The following is an 18,564-nucleotide window of genomic DNA, read 5'->3' on the forward strand; positions in this document are numbered from 1 at the left end:
CGCTCAGTCTCCAGCACCTCCGGCGGGCGCGGTGTCCCGCTCGCAGACGAAGATCGTCGAACCGGGGATCAGGTTCCCGCGCAGCGGGGACCAGCCGCCCCACTCCTGGGTGTTCCAGGCCGGCCACTCCGGCTCCACGACGTCCCGCAGCCGGAAGCCGCCCGCCACGACCGCCCGGACCCAGTCCCCGACCGTGCGGTGGTGCTCCACGTAGACGGCGCGCCCTTCCTCGTCCTGCTCCACATAAGGGGTGCGGTCGAAGTAGGAGGCGGAGACGGTCAGCCCCTCCGGGCCGGGCTCGTCGGGGAAGGCCCAGCGGATCGGGTGCGTCACCGAGAAGACGAACCGGCCGCCGGGCCGCAGCACCCGGCGCACCTCGCGCAGTACCCGTACGGGATCGGCGACGAAGGGGAGCGCCCCGTAGGCGGAGCACGCCAGGTCGAAGGAGGCGTCCAGGAAGGGCAGCGCCCCGGCGTCCGCCTCGACCAGCGGCACCTTGCCGCCGCCGATGCGCATCGCGTGCTGGAGCTGGCGGTGCGAGAGGTCGAGGGCGACGGGCCGCGCGTCCTGGGCGGCGAGCCAGCGCGAGCACTGGGCCGCGCCCGCGCCGATCTCCAGGACGTCCTTGCCGGCCAGCTCCTCGGCCGGGCCGAGGAGTTCGGCCTCCACCTCGTCCAGGCCCTCGGGGCCCCAGACGAACCGGTCGTCCCCGAGGAACGTGCCGTGCTCGACCTGGTAGTCGTCCGCGTTCCGGTCCCACCAGCCGCGGTTGGCCCGCGAACTCTCCGTGGTCCCCGCGTCGCGCCGGGTGGCCGTCGACTCGTCGTCCACCGACGACGCCGACGGGTGCGCCTGCGCGCGCGCTTCCATTGGTCCGGGCTCTTGGATGATGGGCTCCCTCGTCGTACTCTTCCGTCCAACGCCGCGACAGGAGGGCGTCCACGGCGGGCGCTGCGCCCCTCGTAGCCTCGTGCGACAGGTTTTGTGCCGGGTATGCGGCGTTCGCCCCGGGTGTGCGCCTTCGCGACATTGACCCTGCCCGGCAGCCCCCGTATGCTACAAGTTGCGCTGCGGGCCTGCGCACCTCAGACATAGCAGGCTGTGCTCGCATCTGTTGCATGTCCCCTCGGTTGTCGAGGCGCCACCACGGTTGTGGAGATCACGACCAGGGATTCGGCGCTTCCAAGGCTGTCCGGCTTCTTCGGTGCGAAACAGGCTCCCGGCGTAGCAGTACCTACGACTTCAATGTCCGCCGGAGCCCTTTCCCACATGACGAGCAGCACCGAGACCACCGCCACCACCCCGCAGGTTGCGGTCAACGACATCGGTAACGAGGAAGCTTTCCTCGCCGCCATCGACGAGACGATCAAGTACTTCAACGATGGCGACATCGTCGACGGCGTCATCGTCAAGGTTGACCGGGACGAGGTCCTCCTCGACATCGGTTACAAGACCGAAGGTGTCATCCCGAGCCGCGAGCTCTCGATCAAGCACGACGTCGACCCGAACGAGGTCGTCGCGGTCGGCGACGAGATCGAGGCCCTGGTTCTCCAGAAGGAGGACAAGGAAGGCCGCCTGATCCTCTCGAAGAAGCGCGCGCAGTACGAGCGTGCGTGGGGCACCATCGAGAAGATCAAGGAAGAGGACGGCATCGTCACCGGTACCGTCATCGAGGTCGTCAAGGGTGGTCTCATCCTCGACATCGGCCTCCGTGGCTTCCTGCCGGCCTCCCTCGTCGAGATGCGCCGCGTCCGCGACCTCCAGCCCTACGTGGGCAAGGAGCTCGAGGCGAAGATCATCGAGCTGGACAAGAACCGCAACAACGTGGTCCTGTCCCGCCGTGCCTGGCTCGAGCAGACCCAGTCCGAGGTCCGCCAGACGTTCCTCACGACCCTCCAGAAGGGTCAGGTCCGCTCCGGCGTCGTGTCCTCCATCGTCAACTTCGGTGCCTTCGTGGACCTGGGTGGCGTCGACGGTCTGGTGCACGTCTCCGAGCTGTCCTGGAAGCACATCGACCACCCGTCCGAGGTTGTCGAGGTCGGCCAGGAAGTCACCGTCGAGGTCCTCGACGTGGACATGGACCGCGAGCGTGTCTCCCTGTCGCTGAAGGCGACGCAGGAAGACCCGTGGCAGCAGTTCGCCCGCACCCACCAGATCGGCCAGGTCGTGCCCGGCAAGGTCACGAAGCTGGTTCCGTTCGGTGCGTTCGTCCGCGTGGACGAGGGCATCGAGGGTCTGGTGCACATCTCCGAGCTGGCCGAGCGCCACGTGGAGATCCCGGAGCAGGTCGTCCAGGTCAACGACGAGATCTTCGTCAAGGTCATCGACATCGACCTCGAGCGTCGTCGCATCAGCCTCTCGCTGAAGCAGGCCAACGAGGCCTTCGGCGCCGACCCGTCGGCCGTCGAGTTCGACCCGACCCTGTACGGCATGGCCGCGTCCTACGACGACCAGGGCAACTACATCTACCCCGAGGGCTTCGACCCCGAGACGAACGACTGGCTCGAGGGCTTCGAGACCCAGCGCGAGGCTTGGGAGGGCCAGTACGCCGAGGCGCAGCAGCGCTTCGAGCAGCACCAGGCCCAGGTCATCAAGAGCCGCGAGGCGGACGCCCAGGCCGAGGCCGAGGGCGCTTCCACCACGGGTGCGGCTCCGGTCGCCGCCGGTGGCAGCGGCGGCGGTGGCGGTTCGTACTCCTCGGAGTCGGACGACAACTCCGGCGCGCTCGCCTCGGACGAGGCGCTCGCCGCGCTTCGCGAGAAGCTTGCGGGCGGCCAGAGCTGAATCGCTCTGCGCTAGCAGGTAGTTGAGCAGTGGGTCCGCACCTTTTGGTGCGGGCCCACTGTTTTTTTGCGCTCTCGCGCCGTGGGGGTTCTTCGTCGGTCGCGGGTGCGCGTGGTGCGTGGTTGCTCGCGCCGTTCCCCGCGCCCCTGGCGGGGCCCTTCGCATGCCCCTCTCCACGGGTGGCGGGAATGTGGGGGCCCTCTTCGGCGTTCTTCCGATGAACACGAGGAGGAGCGGTCACAGTGCTTGATGCGCAGGATCTGTACACATGGGAGCCGAAGGGCCTCGCCGTAGTGGACATGGCGCTCGCCCAGGAGTCCGCCGGCCTTGTCATGCTCTACCACTTCGACGGGTACATCGACGCGGGTGAGACCGGCGACCAGATCGTCGACCGGCTGCTCGACTCGCTGCCCCACCAGGTCGTGGCCCGCTTCGACCACGACCGCCTGGTCGACTACCGGGCCCGGCGTCCGCTGCTCACCTTCAAGGGTGACCGCTGGAGCGCCTACGAAGTGCCCTCGCTGGAGGTGCGGCTCGTCCAGGACGCCACCGGCGCCCCCTTCCTGCTCCTCGCGGGGCCCGAGCCGGACGTCGAGTGGGAGCGGTTCGCGGCCGCCGTGCAGCAGATCGTGGAGCGGCTCGGCGTGCGCCTCGCGGTGAACTTCCACGGCATCCCGATGGGCGTCCCGCACACCCGCCCCGTCGGCCTGACCCCGCACGGCAACCGCACCGAGCTGGTCCCCGGCCACCGCAGCCCGTTCGACGAGGCGCAGGTGCCCGGCAGCGCCGAGGCGCTGGTGGAGTACCGGCTGATGGAGGCCGGGTTCGACGTCCTCGGTGTCGCCGCGCACGTCCCGCACTACATCGCGCGCTCCGCCTACCCCGACGCCGCGCTCACCGTCCTGGAGGCGATCACCGCAGCGACCGGGCTCGTCCTGCCCGGCATCGCCCACGGACTGCGGACCGAGGCGCACCGGACCCAGACGGAGATCGACCGGCAGATCCAGGAGGGCGACGAGGAGCTGGTCGCGCTCGTACAGGGTCTTGAGCACCAGTACGACGCGGCCGCGGGCGCCGAGTCCCGGGGGAACATGCTGGCCGAACCGGTGGAGATTCCCTCCGCCGACGAGATCGGCCTGGAGTTCGAGAAGTTCCTGGCCGAGCGCGAAGGCGACCTCTGACCGGCCCGGCGCCGGGCCGCACCGCTCCCGCCGGGCAGGCCCTAAGCTTTCGCTCATGCTGAAGGTGGGGTTGACCGGCGGAATCGGCGCCGGAAAGAGCGAGGTGTCCCGGCTGCTCGTGGAGCGCGGGGCGGTCCTGATCGACGCCGACCGGATCGCGCGCGAGGTGGTCGAACCCGGCACGCCGGGGCTGGCCGCCGTCGTCGACGCGTTCGGCCGCTCCGTCCTCACCCCGCAGGGCACGCTCGACCGGCCGCGGCTCGGCTCGATCGTCTTCTCCGACGCCGACGAACTGGCCCGGCTGAACGCCATCGTGCACCCCCTGGTCGGGGCCCGCTCCGCCGAGCTGGAGGCCACCGCGGGGCCCGGCTCCGTCGTCGTCCACGACGTACCGCTGCTCACCGAGAACGGGCTCGCTCCCCTGTACGACCTGGTGGTCGTCGTCGACACCAGTCCCGGCACCCAGCTCGACCGGCTGATCCGCACGCGCGGCATGAGCGAGGAGGACGCGCGGGCCCGGATGGCCGCCCAGGCCACCCGGGACGAGCGCCGCGCGATCGCCGACGTCGTGATCGACAACGACGTGCCGCTGGAGCGGCTCACGGAACAGGTCGACGCGCTCTGGGCCGACCTGGTCCGCCGGGCGGGCGCCCCGGCCTGATCCGCGTCGGCGGCGCGGGTGTTCCGCGCGCGGGCCGCGGGCAGGAATAGCCCTCCCGGTCCCCGGCGTTGACCTGAGCGACCGGCCGGCACCCGAAGGGAGTTCACCGTGCCCGACGCCACCCCGGAGACGCACGTCATCGACTACCGCGCGGCCGAGCAGCTGCTCGCGGCGCGGGACCCGCGCGGCGCGGTGAAGCTGCTGGACGACGTCATCGCGGCCCACCCCGAGAACACGGCGGCGCGGCTGCTCAGGGCCCGCGCCTTCTTCGCCGCGGCCCAACTGCGCGCGGCGGAGCTGGAGTTCTCCATCGTCCTGGAGCGCGAGCCGGACAACGCGTTCGCGCACTTCGCCCTCGCGCGGACCTACGAGCGGTGGTCGCGCCCGCAGCAGGCCCGCCGCCACTTCCGGCTCGCCGCGGCGCTCGACCCGCAGCCGGAGTACCTGGCGGCGGCGCGCTTCGACGACTGACCCTGCCCCGCGACGGTCAGGGCACCCTTCGGTACGGTGGGACGTCGCGGCCGGGCTGGTAGTGCGGCCCCTGACGGAGGTGGCGCGCGATCACGGCGACGTCGACCGTCGTGACCAGCCACAGCACCCCACAGGCCAGCGCCCACCACGGGCGGTGCGCCAGCAGGAAGGCGACGGTCCCGAAGACCGCCCAGACGAGGCCGAACAGGGCCAGGCCCAGCCGCAACCGCAGGGGACTGCGTGCGGTGACCGGCTCGTCACCGGTCCGTACCGGATGCGCCAGATGCATGGTCACCATCCCCTCAGGACGAAGAGGCTCCCCCTCCAGGGTGCCACGAGCGAAGGAGCGGGAGTGCTGGACGTACTGAGGGCCGACGCGGCGTGCGCCGACTGGCTGGCGGCGCTGGAGAACCCGGCGATACCCCGGCTCTCCGTGGAGCTGCCCGACGCGGTCGACCTGCCCGACGTCCTGCTCGACCTCGCCGTGCCGCACGAGGACGTCAACGCGCTGGTGCGGCTGCGCGACGAGCTGCTGGCCGCGCCCGGGCTGCCGGCGCTGCTGGAGCGGGCGGTCAGCGGCCTGCTGTGGCGTCTGGGGGAGCCCGGGCACGGCACCGGCCTGCCCGAGTTCCCGGCGGCGACCGGGGCGCTGGGCCGCTGCTTCGCCGTGTTCGTGTTCGTCGCCGCGCTGCCGCACACCCGGGCCCACCACCGCGCCCACGGCATCCCCGACGACGTCGCGCGGCGCACCCTCGCCGACCTCGGCCGCAACCTCGCCGTGCACCGCAGGCGCTTCGGCACGACCGGGCTGCTCGTGCCGTGGTGGCCGACCCGGCACTTCCGCGGCGAGCTGTTCCAGCTGGGCCGGCTGCAGTTCGAGCGGTACCGGCTCGGGCGGGGGACCGCGCGGCGGCTGGCGGCGGCGGGCGCCGCGACCGCCCCCGGCGAGGCGGTGCTCGGCGTGCACATCCCCGACTTCCACGGCCCCCTGTCGGCAGAGGCGTGCGACGACTCGCTCGCGCGGGCGCGGACGTTCTTCGCGCGGCACTTCCCGGCGGAGGCGGCCGGGGTCGCGGTGTGCCAGTCCTGGCTGCTCGACCCGCAGTTGAAGCAGTACCTGCCGGCCGGCTCCAACATCGTCCGCTTCCAGGACCGCTTCGTCCTCGCGGACGCGGACGAGGGGCCGCAGGACGACATGCCGCTCGTGTTCGTCTTCGGCGGCACCGAGACGCCCCGCGAGCAGCTGCCGCGCCGGACGGGCGTGCAGCGCGCCGTCCTGGACCACTTGGACGCGGGCGGGCACTGGTACGTGCGGGACGGCTGGTTCCGGATGTGAGGCCGGGCCCCGGGGAACGGAACGGTGGGGCCGCACGTTCCCTGGGCATGAGCCTTGAGATGCGTACGGGACACGAGGGGACCGGGCCCGGGGCGATCACGCCTGACGGCTGTGCCGTGGAGCTGTACTCGAGACTGCCCGTCGAGCGCGAGCCGGAGATCATCGCGGGCGCCGTGCCCGCCGGTGCCTCCGTGCTCGAACTCGGCTGCGGGGTGGGCCGGGTGACACATGCTCTGGTGGAGCGCGGCTTTCGCGTCACGGCGGTGGACGAGTCCGTGGAGATGCTGGAGCGGGTGCGGGGCGCGCGCACCGTGGCGAGCACCATCGAGGGGCTCGACCTCGGTGAGAAGTTCGACGTGGTGACGCTCGGGTCGATCCTGGTCAACGCCGGGGAGGCGGGGCTGGGGCGCGCCCTGCTCGACACGTGCCGGCGCCATGTCGCCGACGACGGCTGCGTGTTGATCGAGCGGGAGCGGGACGGCGTCCACACCGGCCTGCCGCGCGAGCACGTCCTGCCGGACGGAGCCGTCATCCGCAAGCTCTCCTCGGAGCCGGTCGGGGACGGGGTGCGCTCGGTGAAGGTCGAGTACGACTTTCCGGACGCCGTGTGGACCCAGACGTACACGGTCCGCCCGATGACGGTGGAGGTGTTCGAACAGGGCCTCGCGGCGGCCGGGTTGAAGGTCGACCGGTACCTGACGGAGGACAGCAGCTGGGTGCGGGCGGTCCCCGCCTGAGCGGTGGGAGGGCGGACCCGGAAGCGCGATGAGTTCCGGCGGTGGGGGCGGTCTTATCCGGTGACAGTGACCGACCGCTCGCTCCCACCGCTCAGGAGACCGCCATGACGCACCTCGCCGCCACCACCGGCACCGCCGCCACCACCGCCGCCACCACCGGCACCGCCGCTGCCGTCCCCGCCCGTTCCCGGCGCGCCCGGATCGCGCTGCGCACGACCGCGATCCTGCTCGCCGCGTTCTTCGGGCTCGCGAGCGGGCTGCCCAAGCTCTTCGCCGCTCCGGCCGCGGTGGAGGCGTTCGACTCCATCGGGTGGGGTGCGCCGGGCATGTACGCGATCGGGGCGCTCGAAGTCGCGGGCGCCGTCGGCCTGGTGGTGCCTCTCCTCGCCGGCCTGGCACCCATCGGGCTCGGCGCGCTCATGGTCGGCGCGTGCGCCATGCAGATCGTCGTCTTCGACGGGGAGAACGCGGCGACGCCGTTGATTCTGCTGGTCCCGCTCGCCGTCCTGGCCCGGGCCCACCGGAACCGCAACCGGGACCTGGTCTCCCTGCTGCGCAGGCGGCCCGCCGCCTGACGGTGCCCCGCCCCCCGCCTCCGCCCGGCTGAGGCTCACCCGGGGTGAGCCTCGGCTCAGCGGTGTCCTGTCAGTGCCGGCCCGGCTCCTGTTCCTGCCCCGGGCCCTGCCCGAAGACGCCCCGCAGGCGTTCCAGTTCGCGCCGGTCCCGTTTCGTCGGGCGGCCGGTGCCGCGGTCGCGGACCCCGGCCGGGGCGATCGCGGCGCGCGGCGGGGGCGGCGGTGAGTTGTCCACGTACGTCTCGGCCGCGACGGGGGGTCCGACCCGCTTGCGGATCAGCCGCTTGACCACGACGAGCCGCTCGCGCCCGCCGGGCTGACGCAGCTGCACCTCGTCCCCGACGCGCAGCGCGTACGCCGGTTTCACGCCGGCCCCGTTGACCTTCACATGGCCGCCCTTGCAGGCCGCCGCGCCCGCCGAGCGGGTCTTGACCAGGCGTACCGCCCAGATCCAGCTGTCCACCCGTACGCTTTCGCCGCCCGGCGGGGTGCTCGGTGCGCCTGATGTCTCCGCTGCCATGTGTCGACCTTAGAGCGTGGGGTCGAACGCGGGCCAGGGCGTATCGCTGCGCGGGGTGCGGTGCGGGGTGCGGTTCGGCTGTCCCGCCGTGGGGGCTGGTCGCGCAGTTCCCCGCGCCCCCGAAAAGGCGCACTGCGTGCGCGCCCGTTTTCGACCGCGGGCCCGGTGGGGGCTGGTCGCGCCGTTCCCCGCGCCCCTTAAAGGCGCACTGCGTGCGCTCCTGTTTGTCTGCACATCCGGTGGGGGCTGGTCGCGCCGTTCCCCGCGCCCCTGAGATGCGCACTGCGTGCGCCATCTCATCGGGCTTCTGGAGGCGGCGGCGAAGCCGCACGCCTTCAGGGGCGCGGGGAACTGCGCGCTCAGCCCCCACCGGACGACAGCCGGGCAGCGGCCCGTGAGGGGCGCGGGGAACTGCGCGACCAGCCCCCACCGGGCGGCAGCCGGGATGCCACATCCAGGGGCACGGCACCACCCGCCCCCGGCGAGCCCCACCCCATCGCTCACCCGCAACACGGATAATCCGGTCGAACCACCCGTACCCGACAGCGAGGGACGCCCCGCCATGGCCGCGATGGAGCCGGACAGAGACCGGAACGAGCCCCCCGCCGGAGGCGACCCGCACACCGAGGCCGACCGCCTCATGCCCGGCCTCCGCGCCGACCTGGAGCGGCTCGCCGCCATCCCCTCGGTCGCCTTCCCGGGCTTCCCGGCCGAGCCGGTGCTCCGCGCCCACGACCTGCTCGTCGAGCTGCTCCACGACGCGGGCGTGGAGCACGTGGAGCGCATCGACCTGCCCGACACGGCGCCGGTGATCTTCGGTGAGATCCCGCCGCCGACCCCGGACGCCCCGACCGTGCTGCTCTACTCCCACTACGACGTGCAGCCCGCCGGCGACGAGAGCCTGTGGCGCTCGCCGCCGTTCGAGCCGACGCCGGTCACGGAGGGCGGGGAGAGCGGGCTGCGCGCCCGCGGCATCGCCGACGACAAGGCGAACGTCATCGCGCACCTGGGCATGCTCCGCGCCTTCCAGGGACGCCCGCCCGTCGGCGTGAAGATCGTCTTCGAGGGTCAGGAGGAGTACGGCAGCGCCTTCGACACGTATCCGCCGACCGACCCCGAGCGGTTCGCCTGCGACGCCATGGTCATCGCCGACCTGGGCAACCTGCGCCCCGGCACCCCGACGCTCACCACCGGGCTGCGCGGCGCCGCCGAGGTCGTCGTCGAGGTCCGCACGCTGCACGAGCCCCGCCACAGCGGCGAGTTCGGCGGCGCCGCCCCCGACGCGCTGCTCGTCCTGGTCAAGGCGCTGTCCACCCTGCACGACGTGCACGGCGACGTCGCCGTGGCGGGGCTGCGCCGCGAGGAGTGGACCGGCACGAGCTTCACCGAGGACGAGTTCCGCGACCTCGCCGGCGTCGGGGAGGGCCTCCCGCTCCTCGGCAGCGGCACCCTCGGCGAACGGCTGTGGAGCGGCCCCGCGATCACCGTCATCGGCCTCGACGCACCCACCGTCGAGCACGCCGCGTCGGCCGTCGTCCCCTACGCCCGCGCCAAACTGAACCTGCGCTTCCACCCCCGCCAGGACCCGCACGAGGCGCAGGCCGCACTCGTCGGCCACCTCGCGTCGCTCCGCCCGTTCGGCGTCCCGCTCACGGTGACGCCCGGCGACACGGGACCCGGCTACGAGGCGGCGACCGGCGGCCCCGCCTACCGCGCCGCCCGCGCCGCGCTCCGCGAGGCCTGGGGCACCGAGGCCTCGTACGTCGCGACCGGCGGCTCCATCCCGCTGGTCAACGGTCTCGCCCAGGCCGCGCCCGACGCCGAGGTCCTCCTCTTCGGCGCGCAGGACAGCATGTGCAACCTGCACGCCCCGAACGAACGCGTCCTCCTCTCCGAACTGCGCGCCACCGTCGTCGCGATGTGCGCGTTCGTCCGCGCGTACGCGGCCGGCTCCGGCGCCGGGCAGGCGTCATGAGCACGGCGACGGACGCCCCGGAGCGGCAGCACGAGCCGCCGCGGAAGAAGAAGTTCGTCTTCCCCAGCGCCCTGACCGTCCTCGCCGTCGTCACCGTCGCGGTCTGGCTGCTCGCCTTCCTCATCCCCTCGGGCCAGTACGACCGGGGCGAGGACGGGGCCCCGGTCGAGGGCACGTACCACCGCGTCGGCTCGGGCCAGTCCTTCGTGGACCACCTCGACGACCTGTTCCTCTCCCCGGTCAACGGCCTCTACGGCATCCAGGACCCCAAGACCTCCCTGGTCGCCCCGGACAACTCCGGTGACCTGTACGGCAGCGCGGGCGTCTTCCTCTTCGTGCTCGCCATCGGCGCCTTCATCACCGTCGTCTTCGCCACCGGCGCCCTGGACCGCGGCATCGGCCGCCTCGCCCACCGGCTGCGCGAGCGCGGCGCCCTGCTCATCGCCGGGGTCATGGTGGTCTTCTCCGTCCTCGGCACCGTCGAGGGGTTCGCGGAGGAGACCCTCGGGTTCTACGGCCTGATCGTGCCGCTGATGCTCGCGCTCGGCTACGACCGGATGACGGCCGTCGGCGCGATCATCCTGGGCGCGGGGGTCGGCGTGCTCTGCTCGACGGTCAACCCGTTCGCCACCGGCGTCGCCTCGTCCGCCGCGGACATCTCCCTCGGCGACGGCATCGCCCTGCGGTTCGTGATGTGGATCGTGCTGACCGCGGTCACGGTCGGCTATGTCATCCGCTACGCCAAGCGCGTCCAGAAGAACCCCGACCGCTCGCTCTCCGGGTTCCTGCCGGGCGACAGGGACCAGGACAAGGCGTCGGCGGACGCGGCCGAGGTCCCCGAGCTGACCGGGCTGCACAAGGCCGTCCTCGTCGTCACCGCACTCGTCTTCGCCTTCATGATCTTCTCGGTGGTGCCGTGGGCGAGCGCGCTGACCGGCAAGGCCGACGCGACTCCCTACGGCTTCGAGCTCGGGTGGTCCTTCCCGCAGCTGGCGGCGCTCTTCCTGTGCGCGGCGGTGCTCGTCGGCCTCGTCGCGCGGATGGGGGAGCAGAAGCTCAGCGCGACGATCATCCAGGGCGCCGCCGACTTCGTCTCCCCGGCGCTCGTCATCCTGCTGGCCCGCGGCGTCACCGTGATCATGAACAACTCGAAGATCACCGACACGGTGCTGCACGCCATCGAAGGCGTCGTCAAAGGCACCTCGTCCGGCATCTTCGCCATCATCGTCTTCGCCGTGAACCTGCCGCTGGCCTTCCTCATCCCGTCCACCTCCGGGCACGCCACCCTCGCCATGCCGATCCTCGCGCCGCTCGCCGACTTCGCGGGCGTCTCGCGCGCCGTCGTCGTCACCGCGTGGCAGGCGGCCAGCGGCTGGATGAACCTGTGGGTGCCGACGACCGCCGTCACCATCGGCGGCGTCGCCCTCGCCAAGGTCGGCTACGACCGGTACCTGCGGTTCGTGTGGCCGCTGCTCGCCCTGCTGTTCCTCCTCATCTGCGGGTTCGTCGCGCTGGGCGCCGCGTTCACGTGAGCCGCGGCCGGAGCCGTAGGGTCGGGAGGATGCACGAAGGACCCGAGCGACCCGACGGACCCGGCCGACCCGGCCCCCTCCACGCACCGGACGCGCTCGGCGCGCTCGACGAGCGGGTCACGCACTGCCGGGCCTGCCCGCGCCTCGTCGCCTGGCGCGAGGAGGTCGCGCGCACCAAGCGGGCGGCCTTCGCCGACGAGCCCTACTGGGGCAGGCCCGTGCCCGGCTTCGGCCCGCACGACGCGTCCCTGCTCGTCGTGGGCCTCGCGCCCGCCGCGCACGGCGGCAACCGCACCGGCCGGATGTTCACGGGCGACCGCTCCGGCGAGGTGCTGTACCGGGCGATGTACGACGTCGGGCTCGCGTCCCGTCCCGACGCGGTCTCCCTCGACGACGGCCTCACCCTGCACGGGGTGCGCATCACCTCGCCGGTGCACTGCGCGCCGCCCGAGAACAAGCCGACGACGACCGAGCGCGACACCTGCCGCCCCTGGCTGGTACGGGAACTGGAACTGCTGCGCCCCACCCTGCGCGCCGTCATCGTGCTCGGCGGGTTCGGCTGGCAGGCCGCGCTGCCCGCGTTCACCGCGGCCGGCTGGACCGTACCGCGCCCGCGGCCCGCCTTCGCGCACGGCGCCCGCGTCGACCTCGGCGGCCTCGCGCTCTTCGGCTGCTACCACGTCAGCCAGCGCAACACCTTCACCGGCCGCCTCACCCCCGCCATGCTCCGCGGCGTCCTGCGCACCGCCGCACTTGCAGCCGGCCTTGATGTGTCACCGTTCGGAGCAACAGATCTGGAACCACCCCCTCCGCCTTCCTAGCCTGAAAAGGGTGACGACACCTTCTGCGCCGAAGACGCCCTCCACACCGGCCCCGGCCCCGCAGACGGGCGGCCACCCCCCGGCGGCGGCCTACCGCAACCTCATCGTGGCCACGATCGGCTTCGCGCTGACCTTCTGGGCCTGGAACCTGATCGCGCCCCTCGCGGGGGTCTTCGGCTCGGACCTGAAGCTCAGCTCGTTCGCCCAGTCGTTCCTCGTCGCGGTCCCCGTCCTCGTCGGCTCGCTCGGCCGCATCCCGGTCGGCGCGCTCACCGACCGCTACGGCGCCCGGCTGCTGTTCCCGCTGATCTCGGCGCTCACCATCGTCCCGGTGCTGCTGGTGATTCCGGCCCGGCACAACTTCGGCGCGATGATCGCCGTCGCCTTCCTGCTCGGCCTCGGCGGCACCACCTTCGCCATCGGCATCCCGCTGGTGAACTCCTGGTTCCCGCCCGCGCACCGGGGCCTGGCGCTCGGCATCTTCGGCATGGGCATGGGCGGCGTCGCCCTCTCCGGCTACTTCACGCCGCGCATGGCCAAGCACGGCGAGAACCTGCCGTTCCTCGTCGTCGCCATCGCCCTCGCCGTCTACGCGGTGATCGCGGCGGTCCTCATCACCGACCACCCGGACCGCACGATCCCCACGACGTCCCTCGGCACCCGGCTCGGCGCGGCCGGCAAGCTCCGCGTCACCTGGGAGCTGTCGGCGCTCTACGCGATCGGCTTCGGCGGCATCGTCGCCTTCGGCGTCTACCTGCCCACCTACCTGAAGACCTGGTACGAGCTGAGCCCCACCGACGCGGGCACCAAGGCGGCCGGCTTCGCGCTCGTCACCGTGGTCTTCCGGCCCGTCGGCGGCTGGCTCTCCGACCGCGTCCACCCGGCCACCGTCACCGCGTGCGCGCTCGCCCTCGTCGCCGTCTTCGCCATCCTCCAGGCCTTCGACCCCACCCTGAACCCGATGGGCACGATCTGCTTCCTGCTGATGGCGGCCGGCCTCGGCACCGCGAGCGGCAGCGTCTTCGCCCTCGTCTCCCAGGTCACCCCGCAGCCCCAGGTCGGCTCGGTGACCGGCATCGTCGGCGCGATGGGCGGCCTCGGCGGCTTCGTCCCGCCGCTGGTCATGGGCGCGATCTACAGCGCCAAGGGCTCGTACTCCATCGGCTTCATGCTCCTGTCCGACCTCGCGCTCGCCGGCTGCGTCTACGCCTACGGACGGATGCGCAGCGCCCGGGCGGAGTAGCCCCGTAGGGTCGCCGGATGCCCCTGTATCCGGAGATCGAACCGTACGACCACGGCCACCTGGATGTCGCCGACGGCCACCGCATCCACTGGGAGACCTGCGGCAACCCGGACGGCAAGCCCGCCGTCGTCCTGCACGGCGGGCCCGGCTCCGGCGCCTCGCCCTTCATGCGGCGCCTCTTCGACCCCGAGCGCTACCGGATCGTCCTGCTCGACCAGCGCGGCGCGGGCCGCTCCACGCCGTCGTCGGCCGCGTACGGCACCGACATGAGCGGCAACACGCTGCCGCACCTCATCGCCGACCTGGAGCGGCTCCGCACCCACCTCGGCATCGACCGCTGGCTGGTGTGGGGCGTCTCCTTCGGTTCGGTGCTCGGCCTGCGCTACGCCCAGACGCACCGCGACCGCGTCACCGAACTGGTGCTGACGGGCCTGGCCACCGGCAGTCGCGCGGAGGTCGACCTGATGACGCGGGGCCTGGGGAAGATCTTCCCCGAGGCGTTCGCCGCCTTCCTCGACGCGCTGCCGCCGGGGGAGCGGGACGGCGATCTCACGGCCGCCTACAACAGGCTGCTGGAGTCCCCGGACCCCGCGGTGCGCGACAGGGCGGCCCTCGCCTGGACCGACTGGGAGACCGCGATCGCCTCACAGCCCCCGCGCTCCGTGCCCCGCTACCAGGACCCCGTCTTCCGCTACGGCTTCGCCCGCACCGTCACCCACTACTGGAGCCAGGACCACTTCCTCGGCGGACCCGGCACCGTCCTGCGCGACCTGCACCTGCTCCGGGGCGTTCCCACCGTCCTCGTCCAGGGCACGCTGGACTTCGGCAACCTGCTCGGCATCCCCTGGCGCCTCGCCGGGGCCTGGCCGGAGGCCGGACTCGTCCTCGTCGACGACGTGGGGCACAACGCGGGCGCGCCGGGCGTCGTGGACGAGATGGTCGCCGCCCTCGACCGGTTCAGCGCCCCCGGCGACGCCGGACCCGCTCGCCCTGCGCCTCGATGAACTGCAGCTCCAGGGCGGTCGGGGCCGGAGCCACCCCCGGGCCGCCCGCCTCGGCCCACGCCAGGATCTCCTCGGTCGCGTCGTCCCCCAGGGACCAGCCGATCCACGCGGCCCGGCCACCGCGGGCGCGGCCCGGCCCCGACGGCTGCACCACGACCACGTTCGCCTGGTCGCACGGCCCGAGACAGTCGCTCACCCGCACCGCGAACCGGCCCCCGGACGCGGCCGCCGCGGCCCGCAGCCGCTCCAGCTGCCACGCGTGGTCGTAGCCGGGGTACTTGCGGGCGTCACCGCAGCAGCAGCCCCGGCACACGACGAGGGTGCAGGGGCGGGTGCGGGCGGCGCCTATCAGGGTGGGCACGGTGCTCCTGGGCTCTACTGCGGGGGCGGGGTGTCGGCGTCGCCGAAGAGGTGACGCACGGTGGAACGGTAGTTGGTCCGCACGTGCCCGAGCGCCACCGCCCGGGCCCGCTCCGGATCGCCGGCGGCCACGGCGTCGTACAACTGCCGGTGCTCATCCAGCTGTTGGGACCACGCCTCGTTGCGCCGGGTCAGCCAGCGCAGCCGGCCGTCGACGGGCTGCATGACGCCGATCAGCAGCCCGTTGCCCGCCGTCGCCAGCAGCCGGTCGTGGAAGAGGCTGTTGATGTCGGCGATCGTCTCGTCGTCACCGGCACGGGTGGCCCGCGCCGCCTCCTCCAGCAGCTCCGCGAGCGCGCCCAGGTCACCCGGTTCGGCCCGCTCGGCGGCGAGACCGGCGGCGTAGACCTCCAAGGCCTCGCGCAGTTCGTAGAGTTCGGTGACGTCGGTACGGGTGAGGGTGCGTACGACCGCCCGGCGCGGGGTCTCGAACGTCACGAAGCCCTCCGCGAGCAGCGCCCGGATCGCCTCCCGCGCCGGCACCCGCGACACCCCGAACCGCTCCGCGAGCTCCCGCTCGACCAGCCGGTCGCCCGGGCGCAGGCGGCCGCCGATGATGTCCTGCCGCAGCGTGGCGAGCACGCGCTCACGCACCGCGCCGAGGGGTTCGACCGTTGTCATGGGGCTATCTTCGCCGATCGGCGTCCCGGACGGGGCCGGGGGCCTTTACCAGGCCTTGACGCGCGGTGGCGCCGCTGCCCGGCCGGCCGCCCGTGGTGGCCCACACGGTCTTGCCGGTGCCGTCCGCGCGGGGAGCGCAGCCCCAGGCGTCCGCGAGGGCGGCCACGAGCAGCAGGCCGCGGCCCGACTCGTCGTCGGGACCGGCCGGGGGCCGGGCTCCGCCGGGTGGCCGCTCGTCCCGGGTGTCGGAGACCTCGATGCGGAACGTGTCCGCGCCGGTCCGCACCAGGCTGACGTGGAAGTCGCTGCCCGCGCGGTGGCCGTGGCGGACGGCGTTCGCGGTCAGCTCGGCCGCGAGCAGGGTGAGCGTCTCGTTCACCGGGTCGGTGTACGCGTGGCCCCAGGCGTTCAGGCGGTGGGAGACGAGACGGCGGGCGAGGCGGGCGCCGCGCGGGGTCGACGTGAAGTACATGGCGAACTGGTGCATGCGAGCAGCCTCGTGCGGGCGGCGGGCCCCGGGCCAGGGGCTGCGCGGCGACGGACGGGGGTTGTACGCGGCGGGCGCCACGCTGTCGGACCGCACACCCGAACGGCCGTGCGGGAGTGGGACGTTGCGGCATATGCCTCTCTTGGCCGGTTCCGTGGCAGGTGGGGCGCCCGGGGCGCGTGCTGCGTAGCGTTGGGGGCCGCCGACGGGCACGTTCTGTACGCGAGGGGCGGTGTGTTGTACGCGGTCCGGGGCGTGACGGGTCCGTGGGGGAGGGGAGTTGTTCCGGGGAGGGCGACCGTGAGAAGGGGGCCGGTGTGGACGTGGGCGACGACGCGGTGAGCGGCGGTGAGGACCCCGGCGGGGTGCTGGTGTCCTTCGGACGGCAGCTGAAGCGCTTCCGCGAGTGGAAGGGGCTGAGCCGCGCCGGACTCGGCGAGCGGACCGGGTACTCGGCGGCCACCATCGCCTCCTTCGAGCAGGGGCGGCGCATCCCCCCGGCCCGGTTCATCGCGCGGGCCGACGAGGTGCTCGGGGCGCACGGGGTGTTGCGGGAGCGGGTGGAGGAGGTGGAGCGGGCGCAGTATCCGGCGTTCTTCCGGAGCGCGGCGCAGCTGGAGGCCAAGGCCGTCGAGTTGCATGTCTTCGCGACCGCCGCTGTCCCCGGGCTGTTGCAGACAGAGGAGTACGCCGAGTCGGTCTTCCGAATGCGGCGGCCCCTGTTGGACGAGGACACGGTGGCTCAGCGCGTCGCCGCCCGGTTGCGGCGGCAGGAGATCTTCGCCCGCACCCCGATGCCCACCATCAGCTTTGTGATCGAGGAGACCGTGATACGGCGTCCCATCGGTGGCGAGCGCGTCATGCGGGGCCAGCTGGAACAACTGCTTCTGTGCGGGCAGCGCCGTAACGTCGAGATCCAGGTGATGCCGGTGGATCGTGCGGAACACGCCGCCTTGAGCGGGCCGTTCACCTTGATCGAGACGAGAGAGGCGCGCAGGATCGCTTATGTAGAGGTGCACAAGGAGAGTCGCCTCTTCACGGAGCGGAGTTCGGTCCGTGAGTTCGAGGAGCAGTATGGAATCCTCAGGGCTCAGGCGCTCACGCCGAGTGAGACGCTGACCCTCGTGGAGCGGTTGCTGGGAGACACATGAACGTCGAAGAGTCGGCGCCGGACGCGGCTGAGCCTGCGTGGTTCAAGAGCAGCTACAGCAGCGGTGAAGGGGGCGAGTGCGTCGAGGTCGGCGCCGGATCCGCCAAGATCGTCGTCCGCGACACCAAAGACCCCGCCCGCGCCGTCATGGGCGTGACCCCGTCGGCCTGGACGGCATTCGTGGGCTTCGCCGGGCGCGGCTGAGCGCATGGACCGGATCGGCCAGGACGACGACACCGCCGTGTACTACCGGGGGAGCGAGGGCGGCTTCGCGCCCCGGCACGGGGGCGTCTTCAACGGCGGCGGATGGCTGGACGTCGACGGGCGCCGCGTCGACGTGCACCACCGCGACCTCGACAGCGTCGAGCACGAGCTGCGCGAGGCCGGTCAGGGCGCGGCCTGAGCGCCGCCCCGCAAGGGGTACTCCGTGACGTCCCGCCAGCCCTCGCCCCGGCCCGCCGTGGCGATCAGGCGGACCGAGCGGATCTCCGCCCGCAAGGGGAGGTGCCGCGTGAACGCGGTGGAGGGGAGGGCGTCCGTGCCCGCCCCGGCCGCCAGCGTCAGGTGGGGGTCCAGCGCCTCGTCGCCGAAGACGCCCCGGTAGGGGACCGCCTCCGGCCAGCGCTCACGCAGCGCCTTCGTCAGCATGCGGAACGGGTCCGCGGGCGACGGGTGCAGGTACAGGACGCCCGGCCAGCGGCGCAGTTCGGCGAAGGCGCAGGTGAAAGCCGGGACCGCCGCGATGATCGCCCGCAGGTCCGCCGCCGTGCGCCCGGTGACGCGCGCCAGCGGCAGGAAGGGGTAGAGCACCGTCACGTGGGCCCGCGCACCGGTGCGGACCAGCGCGTCCGCCTCGGGGACGTGGATCGTCAGGGCGGTGTCGCCCGGCGCGTCCGGCCAGCCCCCGGCCCCGGAACCGGCGGACGTGGCAGCGGTGTCGGGCGGGGCGGGTGTGGTGGGCGTCGTGGGCACGGTCAAGTGTCACATCGTGGCAACACGCGCGTTGCCTCCCCTGCCGCTCCCTCCCGTACGCTGGACGCACCAGT

The 18,564-nt window shown here is 72.9% G+C and carries 22 protein-coding genes; 15 read left to right on the top strand and 7 right to left on the bottom strand.

Annotated features, from left to right (window positions below):
- Nucleotides 1–3: 3 nt before the first annotated feature.
- Entirely contained in the window at nucleotides 4–870 is an 867-nt protein-coding gene (locus tag ACIBW6_RS27965) for a class I SAM-dependent methyltransferase (RefSeq protein ID WP_399064299.1), read from the bottom strand.
- 399 nt (nucleotides 871–1,269) lie between these two features.
- On the opposite strand from ACIBW6_RS27965, the gene rpsA reads away from it, so the two are divergent.
- The 4 genes from rpsA (at nucleotide 1,270) to ACIBW6_RS27985 (ending at nucleotide 5,097) form a co-directional block, all read left to right on the top strand.
- A complete protein-coding gene (gene rpsA, locus ACIBW6_RS27970; RefSeq protein ID WP_399064301.1) occupies nucleotides 1,270–2,784 on the top strand; it encodes a 30S ribosomal protein S1 in 1,515 nt (504 codons plus the stop codon).
- Between the two features lie 242 nt (nucleotides 2,785–3,026).
- Nucleotides 3,027–3,965: a PAC2 family protein gene (locus tag ACIBW6_RS27975; protein WP_399064303.1), complete on the top strand. Its 939-nt coding sequence runs from the start codon at nucleotides 3,027–3,029 to the stop codon at nucleotides 3,963–3,965.
- Nucleotides 3,966–4,020: 55 nt separating this feature from the next.
- Nucleotides 4,021–4,626 (top strand): dephospho-CoA kinase, encoded by a 606-nt coding sequence (gene coaE / locus ACIBW6_RS27980; protein WP_399064305.1) that lies wholly within the window; start codon nucleotides 4,021–4,023, stop codon nucleotides 4,624–4,626.
- A gap of 108 nt (nucleotides 4,627–4,734) precedes the next feature.
- Nucleotides 4,735–5,097 (top strand): tetratricopeptide repeat protein, encoded by a 363-nt coding sequence (locus ACIBW6_RS27985; protein WP_356493405.1) that lies wholly within the window; start codon nucleotides 4,735–4,737, stop codon nucleotides 5,095–5,097.
- Between the two features lie 16 nt (nucleotides 5,098–5,113).
- On the opposite strand, the gene ACIBW6_RS27990 is transcribed toward ACIBW6_RS27985, so the two are convergent.
- Nucleotides 5,114–5,386, bottom strand: coding sequence for a DUF6343 family protein (locus ACIBW6_RS27990; protein WP_399064307.1), 273 nt, complete (start codon nucleotides 5,384–5,386; stop codon nucleotides 5,114–5,116).
- A 63-nt stretch (nucleotides 5,387–5,449) separates the two neighbouring features.
- Here ACIBW6_RS27990 and ACIBW6_RS27995 point away from each other — a divergent pair, with 63 nt between their 5' ends.
- The 3 genes from ACIBW6_RS27995 to ACIBW6_RS28005 all read left to right on the top strand — a co-directional run bounded on the left by ACIBW6_RS27995 (nucleotide 5,450) and on the right by ACIBW6_RS28005 (nucleotide 7,745).
- Complete coding sequence (locus ACIBW6_RS27995; protein ID WP_399064309.1) at nucleotides 5,450–6,433, top strand: acyltransferase domain-containing protein; 984 nt, start codon at nucleotides 5,450–5,452, stop codon at nucleotides 6,431–6,433.
- Nucleotides 6,434–6,480: 47 nt separating this feature from the next.
- The gene (locus ACIBW6_RS28000; protein ID WP_399064311.1) at nucleotides 6,481–7,170 is read left to right on the top strand and encodes a class I SAM-dependent methyltransferase; all 690 of its coding nucleotides are present in this window, start codon (nucleotides 6,481–6,483) and stop codon (nucleotides 7,168–7,170) included.
- Between the two features lie 104 nt (nucleotides 7,171–7,274).
- Nucleotides 7,275–7,745, top strand: a complete 471-nt coding sequence (locus ACIBW6_RS28005; RefSeq protein WP_399064313.1) for a DoxX family protein — start codon at nucleotides 7,275–7,277, stop codon at nucleotides 7,743–7,745.
- Between the two features lie 70 nt (nucleotides 7,746–7,815).
- On the opposite strand, the gene ACIBW6_RS28010 is transcribed toward ACIBW6_RS28005, so the two are convergent.
- Nucleotides 7,816–8,265: an RNA-binding S4 domain-containing protein gene (locus tag ACIBW6_RS28010; RefSeq protein WP_399064315.1), complete on the bottom strand. Its 450-nt coding sequence runs from the start codon at nucleotides 8,263–8,265 to the stop codon at nucleotides 7,816–7,818.
- A 571-nt stretch (nucleotides 8,266–8,836) separates the two neighbouring features.
- Here ACIBW6_RS28010 and ACIBW6_RS28015 point away from each other — a divergent pair.
- From ACIBW6_RS28015 to pip, 5 genes are read left to right on the top strand one after another with little or no spacing between them, the layout of a single operon-like run.
- Nucleotides 8,837–10,240, top strand: coding sequence for a M20/M25/M40 family metallo-hydrolase (locus ACIBW6_RS28015; RefSeq protein WP_399064317.1), 1,404 nt, complete (start codon nucleotides 8,837–8,839; stop codon nucleotides 10,238–10,240).
- A complete protein-coding gene (locus tag ACIBW6_RS28020; RefSeq protein WP_399064319.1) occupies nucleotides 10,237–11,772 on the top strand; it encodes a YfcC family protein in 1,536 nt (511 codons plus the stop codon). Before ACIBW6_RS28015 ends, ACIBW6_RS28020 begins: the two co-directional genes overlap by 4 nt.
- A gap of 29 nt (nucleotides 11,773–11,801) precedes the next feature.
- Nucleotides 11,802–12,593: a uracil-DNA glycosylase gene (locus ACIBW6_RS28025; RefSeq protein WP_399064321.1), complete on the top strand. Its 792-nt coding sequence runs from the start codon at nucleotides 11,802–11,804 to the stop codon at nucleotides 12,591–12,593.
- Between the two features lie 10 nt (nucleotides 12,594–12,603).
- Entirely contained in the window at nucleotides 12,604–13,836 is a 1,233-nt protein-coding gene (locus tag ACIBW6_RS28030) for a nitrate/nitrite transporter (protein ID WP_399064322.1), read from the top strand.
- 17 nt (nucleotides 13,837–13,853) lie between these two features.
- Complete coding sequence (pip, locus tag ACIBW6_RS28035) at nucleotides 13,854–14,840, top strand: prolyl aminopeptidase (RefSeq protein WP_399064324.1); 987 nt, start codon at nucleotides 13,854–13,856, stop codon at nucleotides 14,838–14,840.
- Here pip and ACIBW6_RS28040 read toward each other — a convergent pair.
- The 3 genes from ACIBW6_RS28040 to ACIBW6_RS28050 are packed head-to-tail and all read right to left on the bottom strand — an operon-like array spanning nucleotide 14,794 to nucleotide 16,368.
- Complete coding sequence (locus tag ACIBW6_RS28040) at nucleotides 14,794–15,201, bottom strand: (2Fe-2S) ferredoxin domain-containing protein (protein ID WP_399064326.1); 408 nt, start codon at nucleotides 15,199–15,201, stop codon at nucleotides 14,794–14,796. The genes pip and ACIBW6_RS28040 overlap by 47 nt on opposite strands.
- A gap of 14 nt (nucleotides 15,202–15,215) precedes the next feature.
- Nucleotides 15,216–15,881, bottom strand: coding sequence for a GntR family transcriptional regulator (locus tag ACIBW6_RS28045; RefSeq protein WP_399064328.1), 666 nt, complete (start codon nucleotides 15,879–15,881; stop codon nucleotides 15,216–15,218).
- 4 nt (nucleotides 15,882–15,885) lie between these two features.
- Nucleotides 15,886–16,368, bottom strand: coding sequence for an ATP-binding protein (locus ACIBW6_RS28050; RefSeq protein WP_399064330.1), 483 nt, complete (start codon nucleotides 16,366–16,368; stop codon nucleotides 15,886–15,888).
- A gap of 317 nt (nucleotides 16,369–16,685) precedes the next feature.
- Here ACIBW6_RS28050 and ACIBW6_RS28055 point away from each other — a divergent pair, with 317 nt between their 5' ends.
- Genes ACIBW6_RS28055 through ACIBW6_RS28065 form a run of 3 tightly spaced genes read left to right on the top strand, consistent with a single transcriptional unit; the run spans nucleotide 16,686 to nucleotide 17,921 of the window.
- Nucleotides 16,686–17,519 (top strand): helix-turn-helix domain-containing protein, encoded by an 834-nt coding sequence (locus tag ACIBW6_RS28055; protein WP_399064332.1) that lies wholly within the window; start codon nucleotides 16,686–16,688, stop codon nucleotides 17,517–17,519.
- The gene (locus ACIBW6_RS28060; RefSeq protein ID WP_399064334.1) at nucleotides 17,516–17,722 is read left to right on the top strand and encodes a DUF397 domain-containing protein; all 207 of its coding nucleotides are present in this window, start codon (nucleotides 17,516–17,518) and stop codon (nucleotides 17,720–17,722) included. The genes ACIBW6_RS28055 and ACIBW6_RS28060 overlap by 4 nt, the downstream gene beginning before the upstream one ends.
- Nucleotides 17,723–17,726: 4 nt before the next feature.
- Nucleotides 17,727–17,921: a hypothetical protein gene (locus tag ACIBW6_RS28065; protein ID WP_399064336.1), complete on the top strand. Its 195-nt coding sequence runs from the start codon at nucleotides 17,727–17,729 to the stop codon at nucleotides 17,919–17,921.
- Here the strand turns inward: ACIBW6_RS28065 and ACIBW6_RS28070 are convergent.
- A complete protein-coding gene (locus tag ACIBW6_RS28070) occupies nucleotides 17,906–18,490 on the bottom strand; it encodes a 2'-5' RNA ligase family protein (RefSeq protein WP_399064561.1) in 585 nt (194 codons plus the stop codon). The two genes, ACIBW6_RS28065 and ACIBW6_RS28070, sit on opposite strands and share 16 nt — an antisense overlap.
- Between the last annotated feature and the right edge of the window lie 74 nt (nucleotides 18,491–18,564).

This window comes from Streptomyces sp. NPDC049813 (assembly GCF_044465085.1).
GTDB lineage: Bacteria > Actinomycetota > Actinomycetes > Streptomycetales > Streptomycetaceae > Streptomyces.

Coding starts and splice junctions, on each gene's coding strand:
- ACIBW6_RS27965 (WP_399064299.1), bottom strand. CDS start 870: ATGGAAGCGCGCGCGCAGGCGCACCCGTCGGCGTCGTCGGTGGACGAC.
- rpsA (WP_399064301.1), top strand. CDS start 1,270: ATGACGAGCAGCACCGAGACCACCGCCACCACCCCGCAGGTTGCGGTC.
- coaE (WP_399064305.1), top strand. CDS start 4,021: ATGCTGAAGGTGGGGTTGACCGGCGGAATCGGCGCCGGAAAGAGCGAG.
- ACIBW6_RS27990 (WP_399064307.1), bottom strand. CDS start 5,386: ATGCATCTGGCGCATCCGGTACGGACCGGTGACGAGCCGGTCACCGCA.
- ACIBW6_RS28000 (WP_399064311.1), top strand. CDS start 6,481: ATGAGCCTTGAGATGCGTACGGGACACGAGGGGACCGGGCCCGGGGCG.
- ACIBW6_RS28005 (WP_399064313.1), top strand. CDS start 7,275: ATGACGCACCTCGCCGCCACCACCGGCACCGCCGCCACCACCGCCGCC.
- ACIBW6_RS28010 (WP_399064315.1), bottom strand. CDS start 8,265: ATGGCAGCGGAGACATCAGGCGCACCGAGCACCCCGCCGGGCGGCGAA.
- ACIBW6_RS28015 (WP_399064317.1), top strand. CDS start 8,837: ATGGAGCCGGACAGAGACCGGAACGAGCCCCCCGCCGGAGGCGACCCG.
- ACIBW6_RS28020 (WP_399064319.1), top strand. CDS start 10,237: ATGAGCACGGCGACGGACGCCCCGGAGCGGCAGCACGAGCCGCCGCGG.
- ACIBW6_RS28025 (WP_399064321.1), top strand. CDS start 11,802: ATGCACGAAGGACCCGAGCGACCCGACGGACCCGGCCGACCCGGCCCC.
- pip (WP_399064324.1), top strand. CDS start 13,854: ATGCCCCTGTATCCGGAGATCGAACCGTACGACCACGGCCACCTGGAT.
- ACIBW6_RS28045 (WP_399064328.1), bottom strand. CDS start 15,881: ATGACAACGGTCGAACCCCTCGGCGCGGTGCGTGAGCGCGTGCTCGCC.
- ACIBW6_RS28050 (WP_399064330.1), bottom strand. CDS start 16,368: ATGCACCAGTTCGCCATGTACTTCACGTCGACCCCGCGCGGCGCCCGC.
- ACIBW6_RS28060 (WP_399064334.1), top strand. CDS start 17,516: ATGAACGTCGAAGAGTCGGCGCCGGACGCGGCTGAGCCTGCGTGGTTC.
- ACIBW6_RS28065 (WP_399064336.1), top strand. CDS start 17,727: ATGGACCGGATCGGCCAGGACGACGACACCGCCGTGTACTACCGGGGG.